Consider the following 21,268-nt stretch of genomic DNA (forward strand, 5'->3'; position numbering starts at 1 on the left):
CGACTGGGCGAACAGCATCAAACAGACTCAGGCAAACCCGAACAGTAGGGGGGTGCGGGGCCAACCACAATGGGTCGGAAGCACACAGTCGAAGGCCCGGTTCCCGGCTTCACGTCGAGAACCGGCCATCTGCCGGCACTCGGCGGAGGCGGGGCGGCGGCCGGGGCCCGACGACCCGCCCGCTCCGCTCACCCGCCGGGACGTCAGTCGCGTACGGAACCGCCGTGACGTCTCCCGGAGGAGGGGCCGGGTTCGGGGTGGGCGCCGGTGAGTTCGGGCTCCAGGCCCTCGCTCAAGGCGGCGGGTCGACGGCCCGCGTCGGTGCGCCAGGCCTCGAAGGCCCAGGTGGTGAGGGCCACGACGGCGAGGCCCAGGAGCCAGCCGCCCACCACATCGCTGAACCAGTGGACGCCGAGGGCGATCCGGGTGAAGCCGACGCCGAGCACGGACACCGCGGCGATGCCCCAGCACAGGCCCCGCAGAGCGCGCGGCACCAAGGGCAGCAGCACCAGCAGCAGGATGGCGAACGAGGTGGTCGCGGTCATCGCGTGTCCCGAGGGGAAGGAGAATCCCGGGGCGTGCGCGACCGGGTCCTCCAGGGACGGCCGGGCCCGCTCCACCAGAGTCTTCACCAGCAGCCCGATCAAGCCACCTCCCGTGGCCGTCACGGCGGACCAGGCGGCGAGTCGCCAGGCCCTGCGGTAGAACAGCCACACGGTCAGCAGCGCGACGATCGTCCGCAGGGTGACCGGGTCCCACACCCGGTCGGACAGGAAACGCAGGGCGTCCGTCCATGCCGGATGACCGAGGGCGGTCTCGTTCAACCGCCGTGCCGTGCGCGCGTCGAGACTCCGCAGCGGCTGCCAGCGGCCCTCGACCAGCACGAGCAGCAGGCCGAACGGGACAGCGGCCGCCGCGGCGACGGCGACCGAGCCCAGGAGATGGACGCCGAATCTCCGGTCGGCCGCCCGGCGGCGGCGGAGGTCACCGAGACGCCGGGCCGTGGCACGGACCACCATTCAGACTCCCGGGTCGGCTGAGATCGGGCCGGGCCGCAGCGCCCGCGCGGCTTCCAGCTGCGCGGCGAAGGACAGGCCCAGGAAGAGGGCGATGGAGGTCAGGTAGGCCCAGAGCAGCAGGGACATGAAGGCGCTGAGCGGGCCGTAGATCGTGTCGAAGGAGCCGCTGATGTCGAGGTACAGGCTCAACACCCAGGTCAGGACCGTCCACAGGACGAGGTAGACGGCGGCGCCGAAGGCGAGCCAGGTGTAGCCGGGCTGACGGCGGCGGGGCGAGCGGCGGAAGATCGCGCTGGCCGAGAAGAGGGCAAGGACCAGGCCGAAGGGCCAGCGCAGGATCTCGCAGGCGGTCCTGGCATCGCCGTCGAGGTGGTAGACCGTCGCCGCGGCGGCGGCCAGGTCGCCGCCTGCCACCATCACGACGAACCCGATTCCGAGCGGGATACCGGCGCTGAGGGACATCACGAGCCCGCGCAGGTACTTCTGGTGGAAGGGGCGGTCGCGTTCGTTGCCGTAGATGCGGTTGGCGCCGCGTTCGATCTGGCACATCGCGGTGGTGACGTTGACCAGCGAGAAGGCCAGGCCGAACCAGAGGGCGATCTGGTCGCCGTCGCCCGCGCTGTGCCGGCTTCGGGCCAGTGCGTCGTCGACGACGTCGGCGCTGGGCCCCTGCGCGATCCGGTGGATGGTCAGTTCGGCGAGTCTCCCGATGTTCTCCGTGTGCAGGACCGTGGAGAGCCCGACGAAGGCGATGGCCAACGGGATCACCGCGAGCACCGTCTGCAGGGCGAGCGCGCGGGAATGGCTGAAGCCGTCGGCGTAGCGGAACCGGACGAAGGCGTCGCGCAGCAGCGGCCAGCGGCCGTAGCGGCGCAGTGATGCCAGGGCCTCGTCGGCGGAGAGGTCGTCGCCGGTCATGTCGCGGGTCTCGGGGACCTTGGTGGCGGTACCCATTCACTTCTCCCGGGTGGGCAGCAGCACGGTCAGCGCGCCGGCGCTGACCTCGGCGGTGAGACGCCGGCCGTGGGACACCGGGTCCCCGTCGAGTTCGCGCGACTGCGGTACGGCGAAGGTGAGTTCGGCCCTCCGGAAGGTGAAAAACTCCACCGGTACGCCCTTCGTGCCGGCGCCCTCCGGGTGGAGCGTCCCCACGTTCGCGGTCCGCGGGCTCCGGCCGCGACCGCGCATCAGGACGCCCAGGGCCCGCATCCAGCCGCCGGGGCCGCGCGGGTCCAGGATCAGCAGATCGAGCAGCCCGTCGTCGGGCCGGGCCGCCGGGAGGAGCGTCAGACCGCCTTGCACCGTGCCGACGTTGGCGAGGAGCACCATGCGGGCCGTACGGTGCAGGGTCGGCGCCTCGTCGAGCTGGACCGTCAGCCGCATGCGCGGTGTGCGCAGCGTGCCGACGGTGGCGAGCACGTAGGCGAGCCAGCCGACGGCGGACTTGGCCCGGTCGTCGGTGTGTTCCAGCATCGCGGCGTCGAGCCCGGCCCCGGACATCGCGGCGAAGTGGGTGGGGCCGAGGTCGTCGCCCTCGATGCGGCCGAGGTCGATGCGGTGCGGAGTGCCGGACAGGGCGGCGGTGAGGGCGGTGGTGGGGGTGAGCGGCAGACCGAGGTTGCGGGCCAGCAGGTTGCCGGTGCCGCAGGGCACCACGACGAGGGGTACGCCGGTGCCGGCCAGGGCGTCGGCGACCGCCCGCACGGTTCCGTCGCCACCGCAGACGACGACCAGTTCCGCACCGTCACGGACCGCGCCGGACGCCTGGCCGGTGCCGGGGTCGTCGGCGGTGGTCTCGATGAACTCCGGTGCGCGGTGGCCGTGTTGCTCCAGGATGCGCCGGAGCTTCTCGCGCTCCCCGGCGTCGGTCGACACGGGGTTGAGGATCACGACGGTGCTGCCGGGCGCGGGCTCCTCGGCGGACCCGGTCCGCTGTGCGGGAACGGCGGCCACGGACGCGTCGGTGAGGAGGGTGCGGCCGACGATCAGCAGGGACAGGGCGCCGTTGGCCAGCCCGCCGATCACGTCCGTGGGGTGGTGCATGCCCCGGTAGAGGCGGGAGACGCCGACGACCAGCGGCACGAGGAACAGCAGTCCGGCCAGCGGCCAACGCCACGGCCTGCGGACCCGGGACAGCACGAGCACCGCGAGTCCGGCGTAGAGCGCGGTGGCCGCGCCTGTGTGGCCGGAGGTGTAACTCGACGTGGGCGGGGAGGCGTCGAGTCGGTGCACGTGCGGGCGGGTTCGGTCCACCGACAGGGTGACGGTCAGGAACACCAGTGCCTGGAGGGAGACGGCGACAGCGAGGAAGACCGCCTGCCGCCACATGGGCAGCCGGGGCACGAGTACCAGCGCCGCGCAGCTCACCAGGGTGATGGCGATCACCGTGAGGGTGTTGCCCGCCTCCGAGCCGATGAAGGAGAGGGTGGTCAGCGTGCCCGTACGGATCCGCTCGAACCCCTCGTCGACGTGGTCCTCCACCGTCAACGGCCATATGGACCTGGCCGGGCCGGTTATCAGGAGCCCGAAGCCCACCATCACGGCGGCCTGGCAGACGGTCAGTGCGCCGATGCGCGCCACGGCACTGCCGGTGCCACGGGGCAGCACGGGCGAGCGGCCCCACCGGACCGCCTCGACTTCGTCCCCGCTCGCTCCTGCTGCTCTTCCCGGCACGGCGGTCGACATCGGGGCTCCCACGGTTCGGCGCCTCGCGGCGGTCAAGGGCCGGGTGCCGTTCGCACCCGACCCATCGCCGTCTGCCCCCGAATCCGAGGCGCAGACACCCTCTCACGTGGGAATCCATGACTCCGCGCGCCGGGCGGACACGCAAGGTGCCCGCGGGGCTGTCATGCGCGCGCGGTCATGCGCCAACTGCCGTACGGATCAACGCAGTCCGGCGAAGAGGTCGTTCTCGGGCAGGGCCGCGTCGGTGGTGTCCCGGACGCGTACGAAGGTCTCCGTGCCCATGAACTCACCGAACCTCTCCTTGCCCATCTTGAGGAAGAAGATGTTGTCGCCCTGACTGGCGTGCGCGGCGAGCGAGTCGAACTTCTGGCCGCTGAACGCGGTGGCGTCCACCCAGGTGGTGATCTCGTCGTCGGGCAGGCCGATCTTGGCCATCTCGGCCATCTCGGCGGGGTCGGGCTCCGGCATGTCCGGGTTGAACTCGCGCATCAGCTCACCGAACTGACGCATCGTCGAGCGGGGCATCGTGGTCCAGTACACCTTCGGCGTCAGCCCGCTCATCTCCACGGCGGCCATCGTGATGCGGTGGGCCTGGATGTGGTCGGGGTGGCCGTAGAAACCGTTCTCGTCGTAGGTGACGACCACGTCGGGTCGGTAGTGCCGCATGAGGTCCGCGAGCCGGGCCGCGCCTTCCTCCACGGGGGTCTGCCAGAAGGCTCCCGGAACGTCGTTGCTCGGCCAGCCCATCATTCCGGAGTCGCCGTAGTCGAGCATCTCCAGATCGCTGACTTTCAGGACCTCGCAGCTCGCTTCGAGTTCCTGACGGCGCATCGTGGCGACGGCCACCGGATCGTGGCCGGGATCGCCCGGCTTGACACCCCCTGGTCCGTCACCGCAGGCGCCGTCGGTACAGGTGACGAGAACCGTGCGGACGCCTTCCGCCGCGTAGCGCGCGAGGACTCCTCCGGTGCTGGTGGCCTCGTCGTCGGGGTGGGCGTGCACTGCCATCAGCGTCAAAGGCCGGTCGGTCATGGAAAGGTCCTCCTGCGGGACATACGTCGTGGTTCACGTGCGCGGCGGGCATACCGCGGTCGGGGGTCCGGATCCTGGCGGGGCGGAAGACCTCGTGATCTCCGTAGTTCCCCGCCGTCGCGGCGCCGGTCCCTCTGCCGTTGCAACCGTGCCGACCGGATCGACTGTTCCCGATGCGGCCCCTCAGCCTTCCAGACAGGGGCGTTTCAACGCGAACGAGGTACGGGCGCGACCTGCGCGTCTCCACGCCAGGTGGAATCCGGCTGCCGTCCGACGCAGGCCGTGACACAGCGATACGACGACGAGACCCGGCGTCACCGGAGCGCGCGCGGAGTGCGCGGCGCCTCAGGCCCGCGCCTCTTCAGCCGCTCGCGCCGCCTACCCGATCCGCGCCGGCGCGTCAAAGGCCGCCGCGACGCCTCAGGCCTCCCCGGCCCCCAGTACGTACAGGGCCGGAAGGTTCACCACGATCGCCTCCTGCGTGCTGCGCGCGATCACCACCACGGCCTCCTCCGCCGGGTCCGGGTTCTCCTCGCGGTGCGGCACGAACGGCGGGACGAAGATGTAGTCGCCGGGGGACGTGCGCAGACGGATCTCCTCCGGCCGCGGGCCGGCGTCGTCGAGGAAGACGAACTCGGGGTGTCCGCTGACCACGTAGATGGCGGTCTCGGACTCGCCGTGGTGATGGTCCGAGGAGGCCGTGGAAGGGGCGACGTGCGTCTGGCCCATCCAGAGCTTCTCGGAACCGACGGTCTTGCCGGACACCGCCGCGAACCTGCGCATGCCACCGCTCTGCGCGGTGTCGCCGTCGAGGGCGTCGGCGCGGACGTGGTGCAGGCGGGTGCGCAGGGGAGCCGCCGACTCGCCTGCCGTGTCGTGGAGATGGGGGTGGAAACCTTCGCCGGGGGTTGTCAGCGGCTCGCTCATGGTGGGCGACGCTAGAGCCGCCCCGAAAAGGATGTCAAGAGGTGTCCATTGTCCTTCACCTGCGGCAATGTTCCCGCAATATACGAAGGGCGGATGTGCGGAACGCGTGCGGGGAACCCCGGGAAGGCCTCGCGAGGGGGTCGCGTCGGGCATCATGTGCGCATGCATATTTCCGCGAAGGCGGACTACGCCACGCGGGCTCTGCTGGAGCTCGCCCGCGAACCTGCCCGTCCGCTCACGTGCGAGGCCATCGCCTCCTCGCAGCAGATCCCGTTCCGGTTCCTGAAGTCCGTGGTGGGCGAGTTGCGCAGAGCCGGTCTGGTCCGCAGCCAGCGTGGCTGCGAGGGCGGGTACTGGCTCGGCCGGGCCGTCGACGAGATCACGCTCCTGGACATCGCCCGTGCCGTGGACGGCGAGTTGATCACCCTGCGCGGCGAGCCCCTGACCGGTCTCGACTACCCCGGCCCCGCCTCCGGCCTGCCCGATGTGTGGCGTCGCATCGAGGCCGAGGCCGCCGCCGTCCTCGGCGGCACGACCCTGGCCACGCTGCTGCCGGCCACCGCGGCGGACACGCACGGCACCGAGGACGCCGCCGGACCCGAGCGTTCACCGGGCGAGCACCTGACCCGCCGGGGAGCCGCATGACCCGGGACACCGACCGGCCGACGACCGACATCACCGATGCCACCGAGGCCCACACCGGTCCCAACAGCCTTGACGGACCCGGCACTCTCGACAGACCCGGCACCTCCCGCCGCCTCGACATCATCGAGTACACCGACCCCCTCTGCCCCTGGGCCTGGGGATCCGAACCCGTCTTCCGCCGCCTCCGCGCGGCGCTCTCCGGCGACGACCGCGTCCGCTGGCGCCGCGCCTACTGCATCCTCTTCGACCACGACGACGACCCCGCCCCCGATCCCGCCGCGGAGACCGCCTGGTACGCCCGCTACGTCGAGGACATCAGCGCCCACACCCACGCGCCGCGCGCACTACGGCTGAGCCGCGTCGCCGCGAGTTCGTGGCCTGCCTCGCTGGTCGCCAAGGCCGCCGAGGCGCAGGGCGTGGAGGTGGCCGACCGGGTGCTGCGGCGGCTGCGGGAGAGCGTGTTCGTGCTCGGGGAACCCGCGGACACCGCCGAGTCGGCGCTGGCCGCGGTGTCAGGGGTACCGGGTCTCGACGCGGAGCGGCTCGCGGCCGACGCCGCGTCGCCCGAGGTGCTGACGCGGGTACGCGCCGATCACGCCGAAGCGCGCCGCCCGGTGGCCGAGGTGCTGTCGGTGCACGGTGGCGACTCGCCCCATCCCGGTGCCGCCAAGGAGACTCCGGACGGTCAACTCCGTTACGCCCTCCCGACGTTGCTCGTGCGCACCGCCTCCGGACACCGTGTCGTCCCCGGCTGGCGTCCGTACGGGGAGTACGTCGCGGCCGTCACCGAGCTGGGCCGAGCACCGCTTCCCGCGCCCCCGCCGCTCTCCCCGGCGACAGCCCTCACGCGCTACCGCACCCTCACCGACCCCGAACGCGCCCACCTCACGGACGCCGCGCCCTGGCCGCCACCCGGCGCCGTCCGCAGGGACACCGCCAACGGCCCCCTGTGGCTCCATCCGGACGAGGCCGCCGCGCACCCCGCGACCGCCTCCTCACCACCCGCCCGATCCCGCTAGCCCTCTGAGCAGCGGTCAGGACCGTCCCGCCGTCCGGCGAGGCGTGCCTGCTCGGGATCGTCCCGCCGAATGAGACACCAATTGGTGTCCATTGACAGCCGCCGACGGCGGGCCCCAGGATGTGCACCATGCTCACGACGCACCCCGGTGTGGTGTGCCGCTACGTGGACCTGCGGCGCACCTGCAGCGCTCTCTGTCGCTGACCCGCCGCCCCCGGCCCACAGGCGCCTGACCGCGCTCCCGCAGGCACCGGCGCCCCACCGCCTCGCCGACCGGCGCCCGTCCTCCCGCGCCGCTCCCTTCGCGCTTCGCCGCCGTCTCTCCGCCTCCGTATCCCGGTTGCCTTCCGTGCTCCGCCGACGCCTCCCGCCCTGGGTCCGGCATGCCTCCGTGCGCCTCGAAGCCGCATCGGCGTCCCTGCCGCCCCGGTCAGCGGGGCGGCAGGCCCTGCAGTCAGCCGCCTTCACCCTCCTTCCACCGCACCCCGCGCTCCTCCCTCACACCTCACCGCGCTTCCGCCGCCGCGCGCCGCCCTCCGCTGCCCCGGCACGGCCGGAAGCCCTCGAAGAAAGAAACGAAGATGTCCGGACGACTCACGCCCAGCAGCCGCCGGGCGGCCTTCCGCCCCGGCCGGCTGCGCGCCGCCGCACTGGGGACCGCCCTCGCCACCGTGCTCGTCCCCGCGCTCAGCGCCTGCGGCGGCGACGCCTCGACGGCCGGTGGCGGTGCCACGCTGAAGTGGGCCTCCTCCTACTTCCCCACCCACTGGGACCCGGTGGTCGGCGGCAGTGGCGCCCAGTTCCGCGAACTCGCCCTGGTCTACGCCTCGTTGACCCGTACGGACGCGACCGGCAAGGCCGTGCCCGACCTGGCCAAGAGCTGGGAGTACAACGCCAAGGGCGATCAGATCACCTTCCATCTCCGCCCCGGCCTCAAGTTCAGCGACGGTACGACGGTGGACGCCGCCGCCGTGAAGGCCGCCATCGTGCGCGCCCAGAAGCAGAAGAACTCCGCGCTGTTCGGCGACCTCACCTCCATCAGGTCGGTGGACGCCAACGGACTGGACGCGGTGCTCCACCTCAGCCAGGTCGACTACCAGATCCCCCAGCTCCTCGGCGAGCGCGTCCTCCAGATCGCCAGCCCGAAGGCCGCGGCGTCACCCACGAAGCTGGACCAGAGCCCGGTCGGCGCGGGTCCGTTCACCGTCACGCAGCTCGTCCCGGGCACCAAGGTCCTCCTGAAGAAGAACCCGGACTACTGGGACGCCAAGAACATCCACATCGACAACGTGGAGCTGACCTCGGCACCCGACGCGGCCACGGTCGTCTCCGGACTCCAGACCGGCGTCTACAACTTCGCCGACATCGCGCCCAGTCAGGCCGAGGCCGCCAAGAAGGCCGGACTCGACGTCTTCGTCCAGCCCGGCTTCAACGCCAACAACATCAGCCTCAACGTGAACAAGGCGCCGTTCGACAACGCCAAGGTCGTCGACGCGGTCCGCTACGCCATCAACCGCCAGGAGTTCGTGGACAAGCTGACCTTCGGCTACGGGTCCGCGACCAACCAGCCGTTCCCCAAGGGCTATGTGGCCTACGACCCGCAGTCCGCGAACGACTACGCCTACGACCCCGCGAAGGCCAAGCAGCTGCTCTCGGAAGCCGGTTACAAGTCCGGCCAGATCAAGCTGAACCTCGTCATCCCGGCCGAGGACCCCCAAGCGGAGATCGTCCAGGCGCAGTTGGCGAAGGTCGGCATCACCGTCGCCATCAAGGTCGACAAGAACTGGGCGACGCCGTTCTTCGCCAAGGACCTGACGTTCTCCCTCTACGGGACGACGGGCCGTGACTCCGCCGCACAGACCCTCACCGCGCACTTCGGCCCGAACGGCCCCCTCAACCTCAGTTCGCCGTACGAGCCTTCGGGCTTCGAGGCCGCCATCGCCAAGGTGCGCCAGACCCCGCTGGACTCGCCCGACTACGCGAAGGTCCTCCAGGCGGCGACCCGGGCCGGTCTGCAGAGCAAGGCGCTGGTCTTCACCTACTCCTCGCCCAACCTCATCGCCAAGAGCAAGTCCATCTCCGCCCTGCCCAAGAACCCGGCCCACATCGACTGGACCGGCGTGACCATCGGCGCGAACTGACGCTCCATCACCTTCCTGCAGGGCTTCATCAACTCCCATAGAGAGGGGGCACACCATGACGACGACGGAGGCACCGGCCACACCACCCGACGTCCGTCACCGGGTCGCCACGACCGGGGCGCGGCACACCATGGGCCGCGTCCTGGTCACCCTCGCCCGGTCGATCGCGATCTTCGTGCCCGTGTTCCTGGTCGCGACGTTCGTGACGTTCGCGCTGCGGTCACTGAGCGGGCTCAGCCCGGCGCGGATCCAGCTGGGCGAGGAAGCGACTCCCGAGGCGGTAGCGAGAGTCGAGGCGCAGTGGGGTCTCAACCGGCCCTTCCTCGTCCAGTACGCCGACTGGCTCGGCGGGGTCCTGCACGGGCAGCTCGGCACCAGTTGGACCAACGGCGCCGACATCTCCACCCTCATCGGCCTCGGCCTGGGCGTGAGTCTGTCGGTGGCGTTCTTCGCGCTGATCATCGGCGTGGTCGCGGGCTTCGGCCTCGGCACGCTCGCCGCGCTGCGCCGTACGACCTGGGTCGACCGCGCGATCACGGGCTTCGTCACGGTGATCTCGGTGATGCCGGCCTTCGTCGTCGGCATCGTGCTGGTCGCGGTGTTCGCGGTGGGACTGCACGTGTTCCCGTCCGCCGGCTACGTCCCGCCGGCGCAGGGGGTCGGGCCGTGGCTGGCCCACATCACCCTGCCCGCCGTGGCGTTGAGCTTCGACGTCATCGCCGACGTGGCCCGGCAGCTCCGTACGAGCCTCGTCGCGGCCTACCGCGAGAACTACGTGACGGGCGCGGTCGTACGAGGACTCGGCCCGCGGCGGATCTTCCTCGGCCATGTGCTGCGGAACGGACTCGGCCCTGCGCTCGCCACCCTCGGTCTGAAGTTCCCCACGCTCGTCGGCGCCTCCGTCGTCACCGAGTGGATCTTCGGACTCCAGGGGTTCGGCCGGTTCGCCAACGACTCCGCGCAGGCCGGTGACGTACCGGCCGTGCAGGGGGTCCTGGTGGTGTCGATCGTCCTGGTCGTCGTCTTCAACCTGATCGTCAACCTGGTGCTGGCACGTGTGACGCCGGCGTCCCAGCGGGGGGTGTGACCATGGTGCGCCGCGTGCTCTCCCTCACGTCCGGCCGGATCGCGCTGGTGATCCTGACCGTGATCGCCCTGCTCGCCGTTCTCGGGCCGTTCATCGCGCCCCACGACCCGCTGGCCACCAGCTCCGACACCCTCGCCGACGCGTCGGGCGCGCACTGGCTCGGCACCGACTACCTCGGCCGCGATGTGCTCAGCCGACTGCTCGACGGTTCCCGGGTCAGTGTGCTCGGTTCGCTCGAAGTCGCCCTCACCGCCCTGGGAGTCGGGGCGGTCCCCGGCATCCTGTCGGTGTACCTCGGCCGGGTCTTCGAATGGGCGACCCTCCGGCTGACCGACACCCTCGTCGCCCTGCCCTTCCTGCTGTTCGCCGTCGCCGTGGTCGCGTTGCTCGGCAACGGCATCACCCAGGCGATGCTGGTCACCGGGGTGCTGGTGTCCCCGTTGTTCTACCGGGTGGCCCGCGCCGCGACGCTGGCCGTGGCCCGCTCGCCGTACGTGGAGGCGGCGCTCGTCTCCGGCGCCTCCATCGGCTGGATCGTCCGGCGGCACGTGTGGGTCAAGGTACTGCCGCCGCTCGCGGTCGCCCTCGCCCAGACCATCGGCGTCGGCTTCGTCATCGTCTCGACGCTGACCTTCCTGGGCATCGGCGTCCAGCCGCCCGCTCCCACCTGGGGCGGACTGCTCGCCTCCGACCTCGGCTACCTCACCCAGAAACCGTGGGCGCCGCTGGTCCCCGCCCTGCTCATCATGGTCACCGTCTGGGCCTGCAACCTCCTCGCCGACGCGATCCGCGACGTCTCCGGCGAGGCGGGCCGCGCCCTCGTCAACAACCGCAGGGCGCGCGCCCATCGACTCGCCGGGACCACGACGGACAACGGCTCCCGGTCCGGCCCCGACTCCGACTCCGACCTCGCGAACGTCCACGCCGGAGGTGCGTGATGGCAACCCTCTCCGAGAAAGTCCTCACCGAGGCCGGACACCGCCCCACCCCCTCGACCGCTCCGCCCTCGACGACCGCCCCCTCGCAGCCCGTTCTCTCCGTCCGTGACGTCCGCATCAGCGACCAGGCCGCCGGCCGGGAGATCGTCCACGGTGTCTCCTTCGCGCTGACGCCCGGCAGGACTGTCGGCATCGTCGGTGAGTCCGGCAGCGGCAAGACCCTCACCTGCCGGGCCACGCTGGGTATCCTGCCCGCCCACTTCGAGGTCACCGGCGGCTCGATCGAGATCGACGGCCAGGACATCTCCGGGCTCACCTCCGCTCGGTGGACGGCCCTGCGCGGGGCCACGATCAGCGCGGTCTTCCAGGACCCGGCGTCCTACCTCAACCCCTCGATCCGGGTGGGAGCGCAGATCGCCGAGGTGCTGCGGGTCAAGAAGGGGCTGAAGCGGCGCGCGGCCCGCCAGGGGGCGATCGACCTGCTCCGCACGGTCCACCTGCGCGACCCCGAGCTGGTCTACGGCCAGTACACCTACGAGCTGTCCGGCGGGATGCTCCAGCGCGTCCTCATCGCCGCCGCGATAGCCGCCGGCCCGCGCATCCTCATCGCCGACGAAGCCACCACCGCGCTCGACGTCACCGTCCAGGCGGAGATCCTCGACCTCCTGGCCGACCTGCGCGAACAGACCGGCCTCGCGCTCGTCCTGGTCTCCCACGACCTGGCCGTCGTCGCCCAGCTCTGCGACGAGGTGCTCGTCATGCGGCGGGGCGAGGTCGTCGAACAGGGGCCGACACACGACGTGTTGCACCACCCCAAGCACGAGTACACCCGCCTCCTGATCGCCGAACACGAGCAGTACGGCCTGGACAGGTTCCTCGTCGCAGCGCAGGAGGACGCATGAGCACCACTGACCACCACCCGGCGGGGCGGCCCGCACAACTCCCCGCGCCCGTCCTGGACATCACCGACCTGGAGGTCCACTACGGCTCCCGTCGCCGCCGCCGTCGGGCCCTGAACCGGGTCTCCCTGAGCATCGCCCCGGGCGAGACCGTCGGCATCATCGGGGAGACCGGTTCCGGCAAGTCGACGCTCGCGCGGGCCGCGCTCGGACTGGTGTCCGCCTCGGGCGGCTCGATCGTGATCGACGGCGAGGAGGTCGGCGCGTACGGCCATCGCCAGTGGCGCGCGCTGCGGCGGCGCGGGGTCATCCAGTACGTCTTCCAGGACCCGCTGCGCAGTCTCGACCCGGACGTGACGATCGAGGCGTCGCTTGTCGAACCCCTGCTGATCCAGGGCGTGTCACGGCCGGAGGCGGCGGCGCGGGTGCGGGCGTTCCTCGACCGGGTACGGCTCTCGCCCGAGCTGCTCGACCGGCTGCCGGGCGAGTTGTCCGGCGGTCAGCGTCAACGTGTCGCGGTGGCACGGGCGTTGGTGACCGAGCCGCGTCTCGTCATCCTCGACGAACCGGTCAGCGCGCTCGACTCCGCGAACCGCGTACAGGTACTCCAGATCCTCAAGGAACTCCGCGCCGACGGGGTGGCCCTCGTCTTCATCTCCCACGACCTCGGGTCCGTCGCCGGGGTCGCCGACCGGATCGCGGTTTTGTACCAGGGCGAGTTGGTCGAGGCCGGCGCCACCGCCGACGTCATCAACCAGCCCCGGCACCCGTACACGCGGCTGCTCGTCCGCTCGGCGCCCACCCTGCACGGCGCGGCGGCGGACCGGGCCGAACGCGAGGCCCTGCGCGACCTCCTCCACGCCTGACATCTCGTCAACTCCCCCGACAGAACAGGAACAGCCATGTCCCGCACGCTCCACCTCGCCCTGCACCCCTACGGTGTGGGCGGCCCCGGCCAGCACGGCCTGTGGAAGGACCCGCGCGTCGCGAAGAACGCCAGCATCGACATCAACTACTACATCCGGCTGGCACAGGCGGCCGAACACGCCCTGTTCGACGCCCTGTTCATCGTCGACAGTCAGTTCATCAACTCCACCTACCCGGCGCACTACCTCAACCGCCTCGAACCGCTGACCCTGTTGTCGGCCGTGGCGACCCACACCAGGCATCTCGGCCTGGTCGGCACGGCGAGTTCGACCTACAACTCGCCCTTCAACCTGGCCCGCCGCTTCGCCTCGCTCGACCACATCAGCGGCGGGCGGGCCGGCTGGAACGTGGTGACGAGCTTCGACACCGGCACCGCGCGGAACTTCGGCCTCGACGAGCACCTCGACTACTCCACCCGCTACGGTCGCGCCCTGGAGTTCGTGCAGGTGGCACGCGGACTGTGGGACTCCTACGAGGACGACGCGTTCCCGGCGGACGTCGAGCGGGGCGTGTTCCTCGACCCGGCTAAGCTGCACGGACTCGACCACGCGGGCGAGCACTTCTCGGTCGCGGGCCCGCTGAACCTCTCCCGCTCCCCGCAGGGCCAGCCGGTGATCTTCCAGGCCGGGGTGTCCGAGGAGGGCCGTGATCTCGCGGCGCGGGTGGCCGAGGGCATCTTCGCGCCCGGCGGCACCCTGGAGTCGGCGCGGGACTACTACGCCGACGTCAAGAAGCGCACCGCCGCCTACGGCCGGGACCCCGAGCACGTCAAGATCCTCATCCACGGCGGTCCCGTGGTCGCCGCCACCGACGAGGCGGCCCGCCGCCGCGAGCGGGAGATCTTCGAGGAGGACGACGACTTCGACCGCAACCTGGCGCTGCTCGGCCGGTCCTTCGGGGCGTACGACTTCAGCGTGCACGATCTGGACGCGCCCTTCCCCGATGTGGCCCACCTGGCCGAGAAGGGCGGGCGCACGGGTGCCGCCCAGCTCATCGCACGGGCCAGGGCCGAGAACCTGACGCTGCGTCAAGTAGCCGAGTCCGTCAACCAGTTCCGGCAGTCGCCGTTCGTCGGGGATCCGCGGACCGTGGCCGACACCATCCAGCAGTGGTTCGAGGCGCGTGCCCTCGACGGCTTCAACCTCGCCTTCCGCACCGAGGAGGAACTGAACTACTTCGTCGACAGCGTCGTCCCGCTGCTGCAGAAGCGGGGCCTGTTCCGCACCGAGTACACGTCCGACACCCTGCGCGGCAACCTCGGACTGCCGATCCCCGCCAACCGCCACTCCCGCGAGCGCCAGCTCGTGAACGACTGAGGGCCCCGCGATGACCGAACTGTCGGCGACGGGGGGCCGCGATGTCCACACCGTCCCCTTCCCCACCACCCCTCCCCCGGCAACCGTCGACGTCCTCGTCGTCGGCGCCGGACCCGTCGGCCTGGCCGCGGCCGTCGAACTGACCTCGCGGGGCGTCGAGGTCGCCGTAGTGGAGCGCGCCTCCGCCGCGACGCTGGTGCGGGCCGGCGCGATGGGTCACACCCCGCGTGTCGTGGAGCATCTGCGGCGCTGGGGACTGCTCCAGCGCGTCCGGGACGCGTGGACGTACCCGCCCGAGTGGCACCGGGGGACCCGGCTGGTCACCTCCCTCGCCGGGCACGAGCTGGTGGCGGCGCCCGCCCCGTCGTTCACCGACAGGGGAAGTACCGGACAGCACTCGGCGGACGAGGCGCTGCGCCGTCCGCAGACGGTGTTCCAGCGGGTGTTCCTCGACCACCTGACGGAACAGGGTGTCGGCGTGTCCGGCGGCTGGGAGCTGACCGGTCTGCGCGAGGACGCGGACGGAGTCGACGCGGACGTGGTGGAGGCCGGCTCCGGCCGCTCACGGACCGTCCGTGCCGCCTACGTCCTGGGCACCGACGGCGGCAGCAGCACCACGCGCCGTCTGGCCGGCATCGGCCGCACGGGCGAGCACGCCACGGAGAAGCGGCTGCGTCTGATCGTCCGTACCGGCGACATCGCGGATCGGGTGGGGCCCGCGCCGAGCGCGACGAACATCGTCGTCAACGCCCGCGCCTCCGGCTTCCTGGCTGCCGTGAGCGCGCGGGAGTGGCGGGTGTACGCGGGGCCGTATCCGCTCGAACACGAGCCCACCGAGGGCGAGTTGCTGGACGTCGGGCGAGCTGCGTTCGGCCTGGACATCGACCTTGAGCTGCTGTCCGCGACGACCTTCTACCACGCCACCCGGATCGCGGAGACGTTCCGGCGCGGCCGGATCCTCCTCGCCGGTGACGCGGCCCACGTCCGCACGCCCGGCGGCAACCTGGGCGAGGGCATCGGCGATGTCGTCAACCTGGGCTGGAAGCTCGCGGCGGTGCTCGGCGGCCAGGCTCCGCCGAGCCTGCTGGACTCCTACGACCAGGAGCGCCGCCCGCACAACTGGCGGGTCGCCGAGCACGCGTTGGAGCGCGCGCGGCGTACGCAGGCCACTCTCGCCGAGATCCGGTCCGGCGGCATTCCCGACGACGCGGACCTCGGCGAGGACGCGGTCCGCCGACGGGCCGAGATCGGCGCGCGGCTGCGCCGGGACCGGTTCGGCAGCGACGGGGTGGCCTTCGACGAGCGGTACGACGCCTCGCCGGTCGTCCGGTACGAACCCGGTCAGCTCGACGCCGAACGGCCCTGGCGCGCGGACGTGTACGAGGACGACCCGCGGCCGGGGCACCGCGCGCCGGACGGTCCCGTCGACCCGGGCGGCGGCACGCTCTACGACCGTCTCGGCACCTCGTTCGGCCTGCTCGTCCTCACCGGCGACCGGACCGTCGAGAGGGCCTTCGCCGCCGAAGCCGCCGCGCGTTCCCTGCCGTTCACGGTCGTCCACCTCACCGACCCCGCGGCGCGGGCCGTCTACGGCGCGGCCAACGTCCTGATCCGTCCCGACCAGCACGTCGTCTGGCGCGGGGTCCGGCTGCCCGACGCGGGCGCCGCCGCCGTGCTCGACCAGGTGTTGGGGCACACCGGGGCGGCGGCGGAACCCTCGTCCGTTCCCGTCACCACCGCGGCCTGACGCCGAACAGGGGTCCGACCACCCGGTTCGGCCCCGCAGTCCCCGACCATGACGCGGCCGTCCGTGCCCTTGGCCCCCTCGCGGCCGAGATGGCACCGGCGCCGGGCCAGCAGCCCGCGCCGACGGCCGCGACCGTATCCGCAGGAGTGTGAAATGACCCAGTACAGCGACTACTTCGGCCCCGAGGGCCTGCGCGTCCGGGGCACGGTGCTGATCGTGCCGGGCCGGGGCGAGACCCGCTCGACCTACACCCGCTTCGGCAGGCGGCTCGCCGCCGACGCCTACCGGGTGCGCGTGCTCGACGCCTCCGACCCCGCCACCGAGGACCTGCCCACGCTCGCCGCCCGGCTCTCCGAGGCCGCCGAGGACACGGCCGCGGACCACGGTGTCGTACGACCGCTCGTCCTCGTCGGCGCAGACTCGGGTGCTGCCGCCGTGGCCGCGCTGCTCGACCGGGCGCCCGGCGTCCGGCCCGACGCCGTCGTCCTCGCGGGCCTGCCCGGCCGCTCCCCCGGCGCCCCAGCGACCGCCGGCACCTGGGACGAGGAACTCGACGTCCGCACCGCGTGCCCCGCCCACCGGGGTGTCCTCACCGAGGACCCCGAGGTGCGGCGCGGTTCGCTCGACGACGCGGTGCCGGAGGCCGTGCTGGGCGCCGCCTACGACAGCGAGACCGCCGTACCGACTCTGCTGCTGGTCGGTGACGCCGATCCGCTGGCCGATCACGAGGCGCTCGAACGGGCCGCCAAGTCCCGTGCCGCGGCGCGGCTTTCGGTGGTGCACGGTGCTCATCACGATGTGCTGAACGACCTCCAGCACCGTTCCGTGGCCGCCGAGGTCGTCACGTTCCTGGAGACCCTGCGCAACGATCTGCGGCCGTTGGTCACGGTCCGGTCGAGCGCCTGGTGAGCGTCCGCCCGCCCGCTCGCCGCACCGCCTGAACCCCGATCACGGAAGGTCCGTCATGGCCTCGATCCTGTCCGTCTCCGGCAGCCCCTCCCCCACCTCACGCACCACCCGCCTCCTGCGTCACCTGGACGACCGGCTCCGCCTCCAGGGGCATGACGTGACCCCGCTGGAGGTGCGTTCCCTGCCCGCGCAGGCGTTGCTGGGCGCCGACTTCGGGCATCCGGCCATCGCCGCCGCCACGGCCCTGTTCGAGCAGGCGGACGGGGTGGTGATCGGTACGCCGGTCTACAAGGCCGCGTACTCGGGCCTTTTGAAGTCGCTCCTCGATCTGCTCCCGCAGTACGCGCTGACCGGCAAGACGGTGCTGCCGCTGGCCACCGGCGGCAGTACGGCCCATGTGCTGGCGATCGACTACGCGCTGCGCCCGGTGCTGAGTTCCATGGGGCCGTCGCACATCGTGCCGGGCTGGTTCACGCTCGACAAGGACCTCACGGTCGGCGAGGACGGCACGCTGACCGTGGCGTCCGCCACGGCGGCGGCGCTGGAGCAGGTCACGGACCACTTCTCGCACGCGCTGGGCGGCCGTACGGCGGTGCTCGCGTCCACGGGGTGACGGCACCGGGGACCGGCGTGGTTGTGGCAGTCATGTGTCAACTGCCCACGTCACGCTGGTCCTCCGGCACCGGCTGTGGTTCTCTCACGGTATGACCGTGCTCGTGACCCGCCGCCACGTCGACTACGTGCGTGTCACCAGCACGGGGTGTCCCGCCGCGAGCTGACGCTCCGCTCCGGCGAACCCCGTTTCTCTCCCCTCTCTTTTCCTTTCCCCATCACCACCGCGCCGCGCCGTCCTCCGCCCTGCCCTCCTCCGGCCGGGGCGGCGGCTCCACGGCCGTACCACGCACCCCAGCACGCTCCGCACAAGGGAGAACCATGAGCCAGCCCATCGACTCCGTCGCCGCCGGTCACACCCCCGAGGACGAGCCCGCGGGTCCCGACACCTCGGCCTGGTCGTTCGAGACCAAGCAGATCCACGCCGGTGCCGTACCGGACCCCACGACGGGCGCGCGGGCGACGCCGATCTACCAGACCAGTTCGTTCGTCTTCCGCGACACCCAGCACGCCGCGGACCTGTTCGCACTGGCCGAACCCGGCAACATCTACACCCGCATCCACAACCCCACGCAGGACGTCTTCGAGCAGCGCGTCGCCGCTCTCGAGGGCGGGGTCGCCGCGGTCGCCCTCGCCTCCGGACAGGCCGCGGAGACCCTGGCGATCCTGACGGTGGCGTCCGCGGGCGACCACCTGGTCTCCAGTACGTCCCTGTACGGCGGGACGTACAACCTGTTCCGGCACACGCTGCCGAAGTTCGGCATCGAGGTGTCGTTCGTCGACGACCCGGACGACGCCGAGGCGTGGCGGGCGGCGATCCGGCCGAACACGAAGGCCCTGTTCGCCGAGACCCTCGGCAATCCGCGCGGCAACGTCCTCGACGTACGGGCGGTCGCGGACGTCGCGCACGAGGCGGGCGTCCCGCTGATCGTCGACAACACCGTGCCGACGCCGTACCTGCTGCGGCCGATCGAGCACGGCGCCGACATCGTCGTCCACTCGGCGACGAAGTTCCTCGGCGGGCACGGCACCACCATCGCCGGTGTCGTGGTCGACGGCGGCACCTTCGACTTCGGCGCGCACGCGGACCGGTTCCCCGACTTCACTGAGCCGGACCCCAGTTACCACGGTCTGCGGTACTGGCCGGCGCTCGGCCCGGGCGCGTTCGCGGTCAAGCTGCGTGTGCAGCTGCTGCGCGACCTCGGCCCGGCGATCTCGCCGCACTCGGCGTTCCTGCTCCTCCAGGGCGTGGAGACGCTGAGTCTGCGCATCGAACGGCACTCGTCCAACGCGCAGGCCCTGGCCGAGTGGCTGGAGCAGCGCGACGAGGTGGCCGCCGTCCACTACCCGGGACTGGAGTCCAACCGCTGGTACGAGGCGGGCCGGCGGTATCTTCCGCGCGGTGCCGGTGCGGTGCTGGCCTTCGAACTGCGGGACGGGGTCGAGGCCGGGAAGCGGTTCGTGGACGCGGTCGAGCTGTTCAGCCATCTCGCCAACATCGGGGACGTCCGCAGCCTCATCATCCACCCGGCCTCCACGACCCACAGTCAGCTGGACGAGGCGCAGTTGGCGGCGACCGGTACCTCGCCGGGGCTGGTGCGGCTCTCGGTCGGCATCGAGAACCTCGCCGACCTGAAGGCCGATCTGGAGGCCGGGTTCCGCGCGGCCAAGGGCGCGTCCTGAACACCGTACCGACACCGTCGGGGGTTCCCCTTCCGCCCGCCTCCGGGGCGTGGCGGGAGGGGGACCCGCCCGGGCGCCGCCGGTGGCACGCCCGGGAGAAGCCTCTCGCGCTGGAGGCGGGGGGCGAACTGCCTGGTGTGCGGCTGGCGTTCGAGACCTGGGGGCGGCTCGCGCCGGACCGCTCGAACGCCGTGCTGGTGTCGCACGCCCTCACCGGCGACAGCCATGTCGCCGGTCCCGCCGGGCCGGGGCACCCGACCGCCGGGTGGTGGGACGCGCTCGTCGGACCCGGTCGGGTCCTGGACACGGAACGGTGGTTCGTCGTCGCGCCGAACGTGCTCGGCGGCTGCCAGGGCTCCACCGGTCCGTCCTCGCTCCGCCCGGACGGGCGGCGGTGGGGCGGGGCCTTCCCGTTCCTGACCCAGCGCGACCAGGTCGCCGTGGAGGCCGGTCTCGCGGATGAACTGGGCGTCCAGCGCTGGGCGTTGGTCATCGGCGGGTCCATGGGCGGGATGCGGGCGCTGGAGTGGGCCGTGACCTACCCGGAGCGGACGGCGGCGCTCCTGCTGCTGGCCACCAGCGCGGCGGCGAGCGCCGAGCAGATCGCCTGGGCCGACATCCAGCTGCACGCCGTCCGTTCGGACCCGCACTGGCACGGAGGCGACTACCACGGCACCGGCCGGGGACCCGACGCGGGACTCGGCCTGGCCCGGCGCCTGGCTCACGTCACGTACCGCAGCGAGCCGGAGTTGGCGGTCCGCTTCGGCCGGGCGGCGCAGGGTGCGGAGGATCCGTGGGACGGCGGCCGGTACCAGGTCGCGTCCTATCTCGACCACCACGCCGCCAAGTTGGTGCGCCGATTCGACGCGGGCAGCTACGTCACGCTGTCGGAGGCGATGAACAGCCATGACATCGGCCGCGACCGGGGCGGCACGCGCGCCGCGCTGCGCCGGGTGACGGCCCGGACCCTGGTCGCCGGGGTCGACTCGGACCGGCTCTACCCGCCGTACCAGCAGGCCGAGTTGGCGGCCGGGATTCCGTCGGCGGACGGGCCCCGGGTGATCGGGTCGCCGTACGGTCACGACGGGTTCCTGATCGAGACGGAGCAAGTCGCCTCGCTCGTGGGCGAACTCGTCGGCTAGCCACGGCTTCCCGGTGTCGTCCTCGTGGGCGCACCGCAGCCGTCGTGCGAACCGTCACCCCGTTCGGCCGGGTGCGTTCGCGGTGATCCAGTGGGTGACCTGCCGCACGTACTCCCGGTATCCGGACCGCGCGGCGGACACGATCGCGGCGATCTCCCCGGGCTCCGTGTCCAGACGCAGCTGCACCAGGACGTGGTGCGGTCCGTCCGCCGGTGCGAGCGCGGCGGCCAGTCCGCCGTCGATCAGCCCGGCCCGCGCCGCCGCGCCGAACGACGCGGCGGGTGTCTGCGGCGTATCGCCCAACACCCCCGCGCAGACGTGTCGGTTGATGGCGGAGGCCAGGTCGTGCAGCAGCGCCAGGACGCGCTCAAGGGCCAGTCCGGTGCCCGGGTCGCTCTCCAGCCGCGCGCTGTCCAGCGGTCCCAGCGAGTCGAGTTGGACGACCGACTTGCGCATCGTGAGGAGCCGGTGCTCGATCGACGCCCGGTCCACGGCCACCGGCACGGCCCCTGCCCTCGATGTCGTCATCGGCGCATCGTGC

19 protein-coding genes are annotated in these 21,268 nt (G+C 72.0%); 13 read left to right on the plus strand and 6 right to left on the minus strand.

Annotation, left to right across the window (positions count from 1 at the left end; all coding sequences use genetic code 11):
• Window positions 1-203 precede the first annotated feature (203 nt).
• The 5 genes from ACIPTO_RS21640 to ACIPTO_RS21660 form a co-directional block, all read right to left on the minus strand.
• Entirely contained in the window at window positions 204-1,019 is an 816-nt protein-coding gene (locus ACIPTO_RS21640; RefSeq protein WP_401194594.1) for a phosphatase PAP2 family protein, read from the minus strand.
• Entirely contained in the window at window positions 1,020-1,973 is a 954-nt protein-coding gene (locus ACIPTO_RS21645; RefSeq protein ID WP_401194597.1) for a YihY/virulence factor BrkB family protein, read from the minus strand.
• Window positions 1,974-3,704 (minus strand): diacylglycerol kinase family protein, encoded by a 1,731-nt coding sequence (locus ACIPTO_RS21650; protein ID WP_401194600.1) that lies wholly within the window; start codon window positions 3,702-3,704, stop codon window positions 1,974-1,976.
• A 198-nt stretch (window positions 3,705-3,902) separates the two neighbouring features.
• The gene (locus ACIPTO_RS21655; protein WP_401194603.1) at window positions 3,903-4,736 is read right to left on the minus strand and encodes a PIG-L family deacetylase; all 834 of its coding nucleotides are present in this window, start codon (window positions 4,734-4,736) and stop codon (window positions 3,903-3,905) included.
• A gap of 420 nt (window positions 4,737-5,156) precedes the next feature.
• Complete coding sequence (locus ACIPTO_RS21660) at window positions 5,157-5,663, minus strand: cupin domain-containing protein (protein WP_401194605.1); 507 nt, start codon at window positions 5,661-5,663, stop codon at window positions 5,157-5,159.
• Between the two features lie 162 nt (window positions 5,664-5,825).
• Between ACIPTO_RS21660 and ACIPTO_RS21665 the strand changes: the two genes are divergently transcribed.
• The 13 genes from ACIPTO_RS21665 (at window position 5,826) to ACIPTO_RS21725 (ending at window position 20,727) form a co-directional block, all read left to right on the plus strand.
• Entirely contained in the window at window positions 5,826-6,308 is a 483-nt protein-coding gene (locus ACIPTO_RS21665) for an Rrf2 family transcriptional regulator (RefSeq protein WP_366315225.1), read from the plus strand.
• A complete protein-coding gene (locus tag ACIPTO_RS21670; protein WP_401194608.1) occupies window positions 6,305-7,327 on the plus strand; it encodes a DsbA family protein in 1,023 nt (340 codons plus the stop codon). The genes ACIPTO_RS21665 and ACIPTO_RS21670 overlap by 4 nt, the downstream gene beginning before the upstream one ends.
• Before the next feature lie 580 nt (window positions 7,328-7,907).
• Window positions 7,908-9,467 carry an ABC transporter substrate-binding protein gene (locus ACIPTO_RS21675; RefSeq protein WP_401194611.1) on the plus strand — a complete coding sequence of 520 codons (1,560 nt, stop codon included), beginning with the start codon at window positions 7,908-7,910 and terminating at the stop codon, window positions 9,465-9,467.
• 55 nt (window positions 9,468-9,522) lie between these two features.
• The gene (locus tag ACIPTO_RS21680) at window positions 9,523-10,554 is read left to right on the plus strand and encodes an ABC transporter permease (RefSeq protein WP_401194613.1); all 1,032 of its coding nucleotides are present in this window, start codon (window positions 9,523-9,525) and stop codon (window positions 10,552-10,554) included.
• Between the two features lie 2 nt (window positions 10,555-10,556).
• Window positions 10,557-11,492: an ABC transporter permease gene (locus ACIPTO_RS21685; protein ID WP_401194616.1), complete on the plus strand. Its 936-nt coding sequence runs from the start codon at window positions 10,557-10,559 to the stop codon at window positions 11,490-11,492.
• Window positions 11,492-12,394 (plus strand): ABC transporter ATP-binding protein, encoded by a 903-nt coding sequence (locus ACIPTO_RS21690; RefSeq protein WP_401194619.1) that lies wholly within the window; start codon window positions 11,492-11,494, stop codon window positions 12,392-12,394. Before ACIPTO_RS21685 ends, ACIPTO_RS21690 begins: the two co-directional genes overlap by 1 nt.
• The gene (locus ACIPTO_RS21695) at window positions 12,391-13,257 is read left to right on the plus strand and encodes an ABC transporter ATP-binding protein (RefSeq protein WP_401194621.1); all 867 of its coding nucleotides are present in this window, start codon (window positions 12,391-12,393) and stop codon (window positions 13,255-13,257) included. The genes ACIPTO_RS21690 and ACIPTO_RS21695 overlap by 4 nt, the downstream gene beginning before the upstream one ends.
• Window positions 13,258-13,293: 36 nt before the next feature.
• The gene (locus ACIPTO_RS21700; RefSeq protein WP_401194623.1) at window positions 13,294-14,634 is read left to right on the plus strand and encodes an LLM class flavin-dependent oxidoreductase; all 1,341 of its coding nucleotides are present in this window, start codon (window positions 13,294-13,296) and stop codon (window positions 14,632-14,634) included.
• Window positions 14,635-14,644: 10 nt separating this feature from the next.
• A complete protein-coding gene (locus ACIPTO_RS21705) occupies window positions 14,645-16,381 on the plus strand; it encodes an FAD-dependent oxidoreductase (RefSeq protein WP_401194625.1) in 1,737 nt (578 codons plus the stop codon).
• Between the two features lie 153 nt (window positions 16,382-16,534).
• Window positions 16,535-17,290: an alpha/beta hydrolase gene (locus tag ACIPTO_RS21710; RefSeq protein ID WP_401194627.1), complete on the plus strand. Its 756-nt coding sequence runs from the start codon at window positions 16,535-16,537 to the stop codon at window positions 17,288-17,290.
• Between the two features lie 55 nt (window positions 17,291-17,345).
• Window positions 17,346-17,903, plus strand: a complete 558-nt coding sequence (ssuE, locus tag ACIPTO_RS21715) for an NADPH-dependent FMN reductase (protein WP_401194629.1) — start codon at window positions 17,346-17,348, stop codon at window positions 17,901-17,903.
• Between the two features lie 320 nt (window positions 17,904-18,223).
• Entirely contained in the window at window positions 18,224-19,585 is a 1,362-nt protein-coding gene (locus tag ACIPTO_RS21720; protein WP_366315247.1) for a bifunctional o-acetylhomoserine/o-acetylserine sulfhydrylase, read from the plus strand.
• Entirely contained in the window at window positions 19,582-20,727 is a 1,146-nt protein-coding gene (locus ACIPTO_RS21725; protein ID WP_401194747.1) for a homoserine O-acetyltransferase, read from the plus strand. Before ACIPTO_RS21720 ends, ACIPTO_RS21725 begins: the two co-directional genes overlap by 4 nt.
• A gap of 54 nt (window positions 20,728-20,781) precedes the next feature.
• On the opposite strand, the gene ACIPTO_RS21730 is transcribed toward ACIPTO_RS21725, so the two are convergent.
• A complete protein-coding gene (locus tag ACIPTO_RS21730; protein ID WP_401194632.1) occupies window positions 20,782-21,255 on the minus strand; it encodes a hypothetical protein in 474 nt (157 codons plus the stop codon).
• Between the last annotated feature and the right edge of the window lie 13 nt (window positions 21,256-21,268).

This window comes from Streptomyces sp. NPDC090083 (assembly GCF_044747445.1).
GTDB lineage: Bacteria > Actinomycetota > Actinomycetes > Streptomycetales > Streptomycetaceae > Streptomyces.

Excerpts from the sequence above, each read along its gene's own strand:
- ACIPTO_RS21690 (WP_401194619.1), top strand. The coding sequence starts at position 11,492 with ATGGCAACCCTCTCCGAGAAAGTCCTCACCGAGGCCGGACACCGCCCC.
- ACIPTO_RS21705 (WP_401194625.1), top strand. The coding sequence starts at position 14,645 with ATGACCGAACTGTCGGCGACGGGGGGCCGCGATGTCCACACCGTCCCC.
- ACIPTO_RS21695 (WP_401194621.1), top strand. The coding sequence starts at position 12,391 with ATGAGCACCACTGACCACCACCCGGCGGGGCGGCCCGCACAACTCCCC.
- ACIPTO_RS21730 (WP_401194632.1), bottom strand. The coding sequence starts at position 21,255 with ATGACGACATCGAGGGCAGGGGCCGTGCCGGTGGCCGTGGACCGGGCG.
- ACIPTO_RS21640 (WP_401194594.1), bottom strand. The coding sequence starts at position 1,019 with ATGGTGGTCCGTGCCACGGCCCGGCGTCTCGGTGACCTCCGCCGCCGC.
- ACIPTO_RS21720 (WP_366315247.1), top strand. The coding sequence starts at position 18,224 with ATGAGCCAGCCCATCGACTCCGTCGCCGCCGGTCACACCCCCGAGGAC.
- ACIPTO_RS21665 (WP_366315225.1), top strand. The coding sequence starts at position 5,826 with ATGCATATTTCCGCGAAGGCGGACTACGCCACGCGGGCTCTGCTGGAG.
- ACIPTO_RS21645 (WP_401194597.1), bottom strand. The coding sequence starts at position 1,973 with ATGGGTACCGCCACCAAGGTCCCCGAGACCCGCGACATGACCGGCGAC.
- ACIPTO_RS21685 (WP_401194616.1), top strand. The coding sequence starts at position 10,557 with ATGGTGCGCCGCGTGCTCTCCCTCACGTCCGGCCGGATCGCGCTGGTG.
- ACIPTO_RS21655 (WP_401194603.1), bottom strand. The coding sequence starts at position 4,736 with ATGACCGACCGGCCTTTGACGCTGATGGCAGTGCACGCCCACCCCGAC.
- ACIPTO_RS21660 (WP_401194605.1), bottom strand. The coding sequence starts at position 5,663 with ATGAGCGAGCCGCTGACAACCCCCGGCGAAGGTTTCCACCCCCATCTC.
- ACIPTO_RS21680 (WP_401194613.1), top strand. The coding sequence starts at position 9,523 with ATGACGACGACGGAGGCACCGGCCACACCACCCGACGTCCGTCACCGG.
- ACIPTO_RS21700 (WP_401194623.1), top strand. The coding sequence starts at position 13,294 with ATGTCCCGCACGCTCCACCTCGCCCTGCACCCCTACGGTGTGGGCGGC.
- ACIPTO_RS21670 (WP_401194608.1), top strand. The coding sequence starts at position 6,305 with ATGACCCGGGACACCGACCGGCCGACGACCGACATCACCGATGCCACC.
- ssuE (WP_401194629.1), top strand. The coding sequence starts at position 17,346 with ATGGCCTCGATCCTGTCCGTCTCCGGCAGCCCCTCCCCCACCTCACGC.
- ACIPTO_RS21675 (WP_401194611.1), top strand. The coding sequence starts at position 7,908 with ATGTCCGGACGACTCACGCCCAGCAGCCGCCGGGCGGCCTTCCGCCCC.
- ACIPTO_RS21710 (WP_401194627.1), top strand. The coding sequence starts at position 16,535 with ATGACCCAGTACAGCGACTACTTCGGCCCCGAGGGCCTGCGCGTCCGG.
- ACIPTO_RS21650 (WP_401194600.1), bottom strand. The coding sequence starts at position 3,704 with ATGTCGACCGCCGTGCCGGGAAGAGCAGCAGGAGCGAGCGGGGACGAA.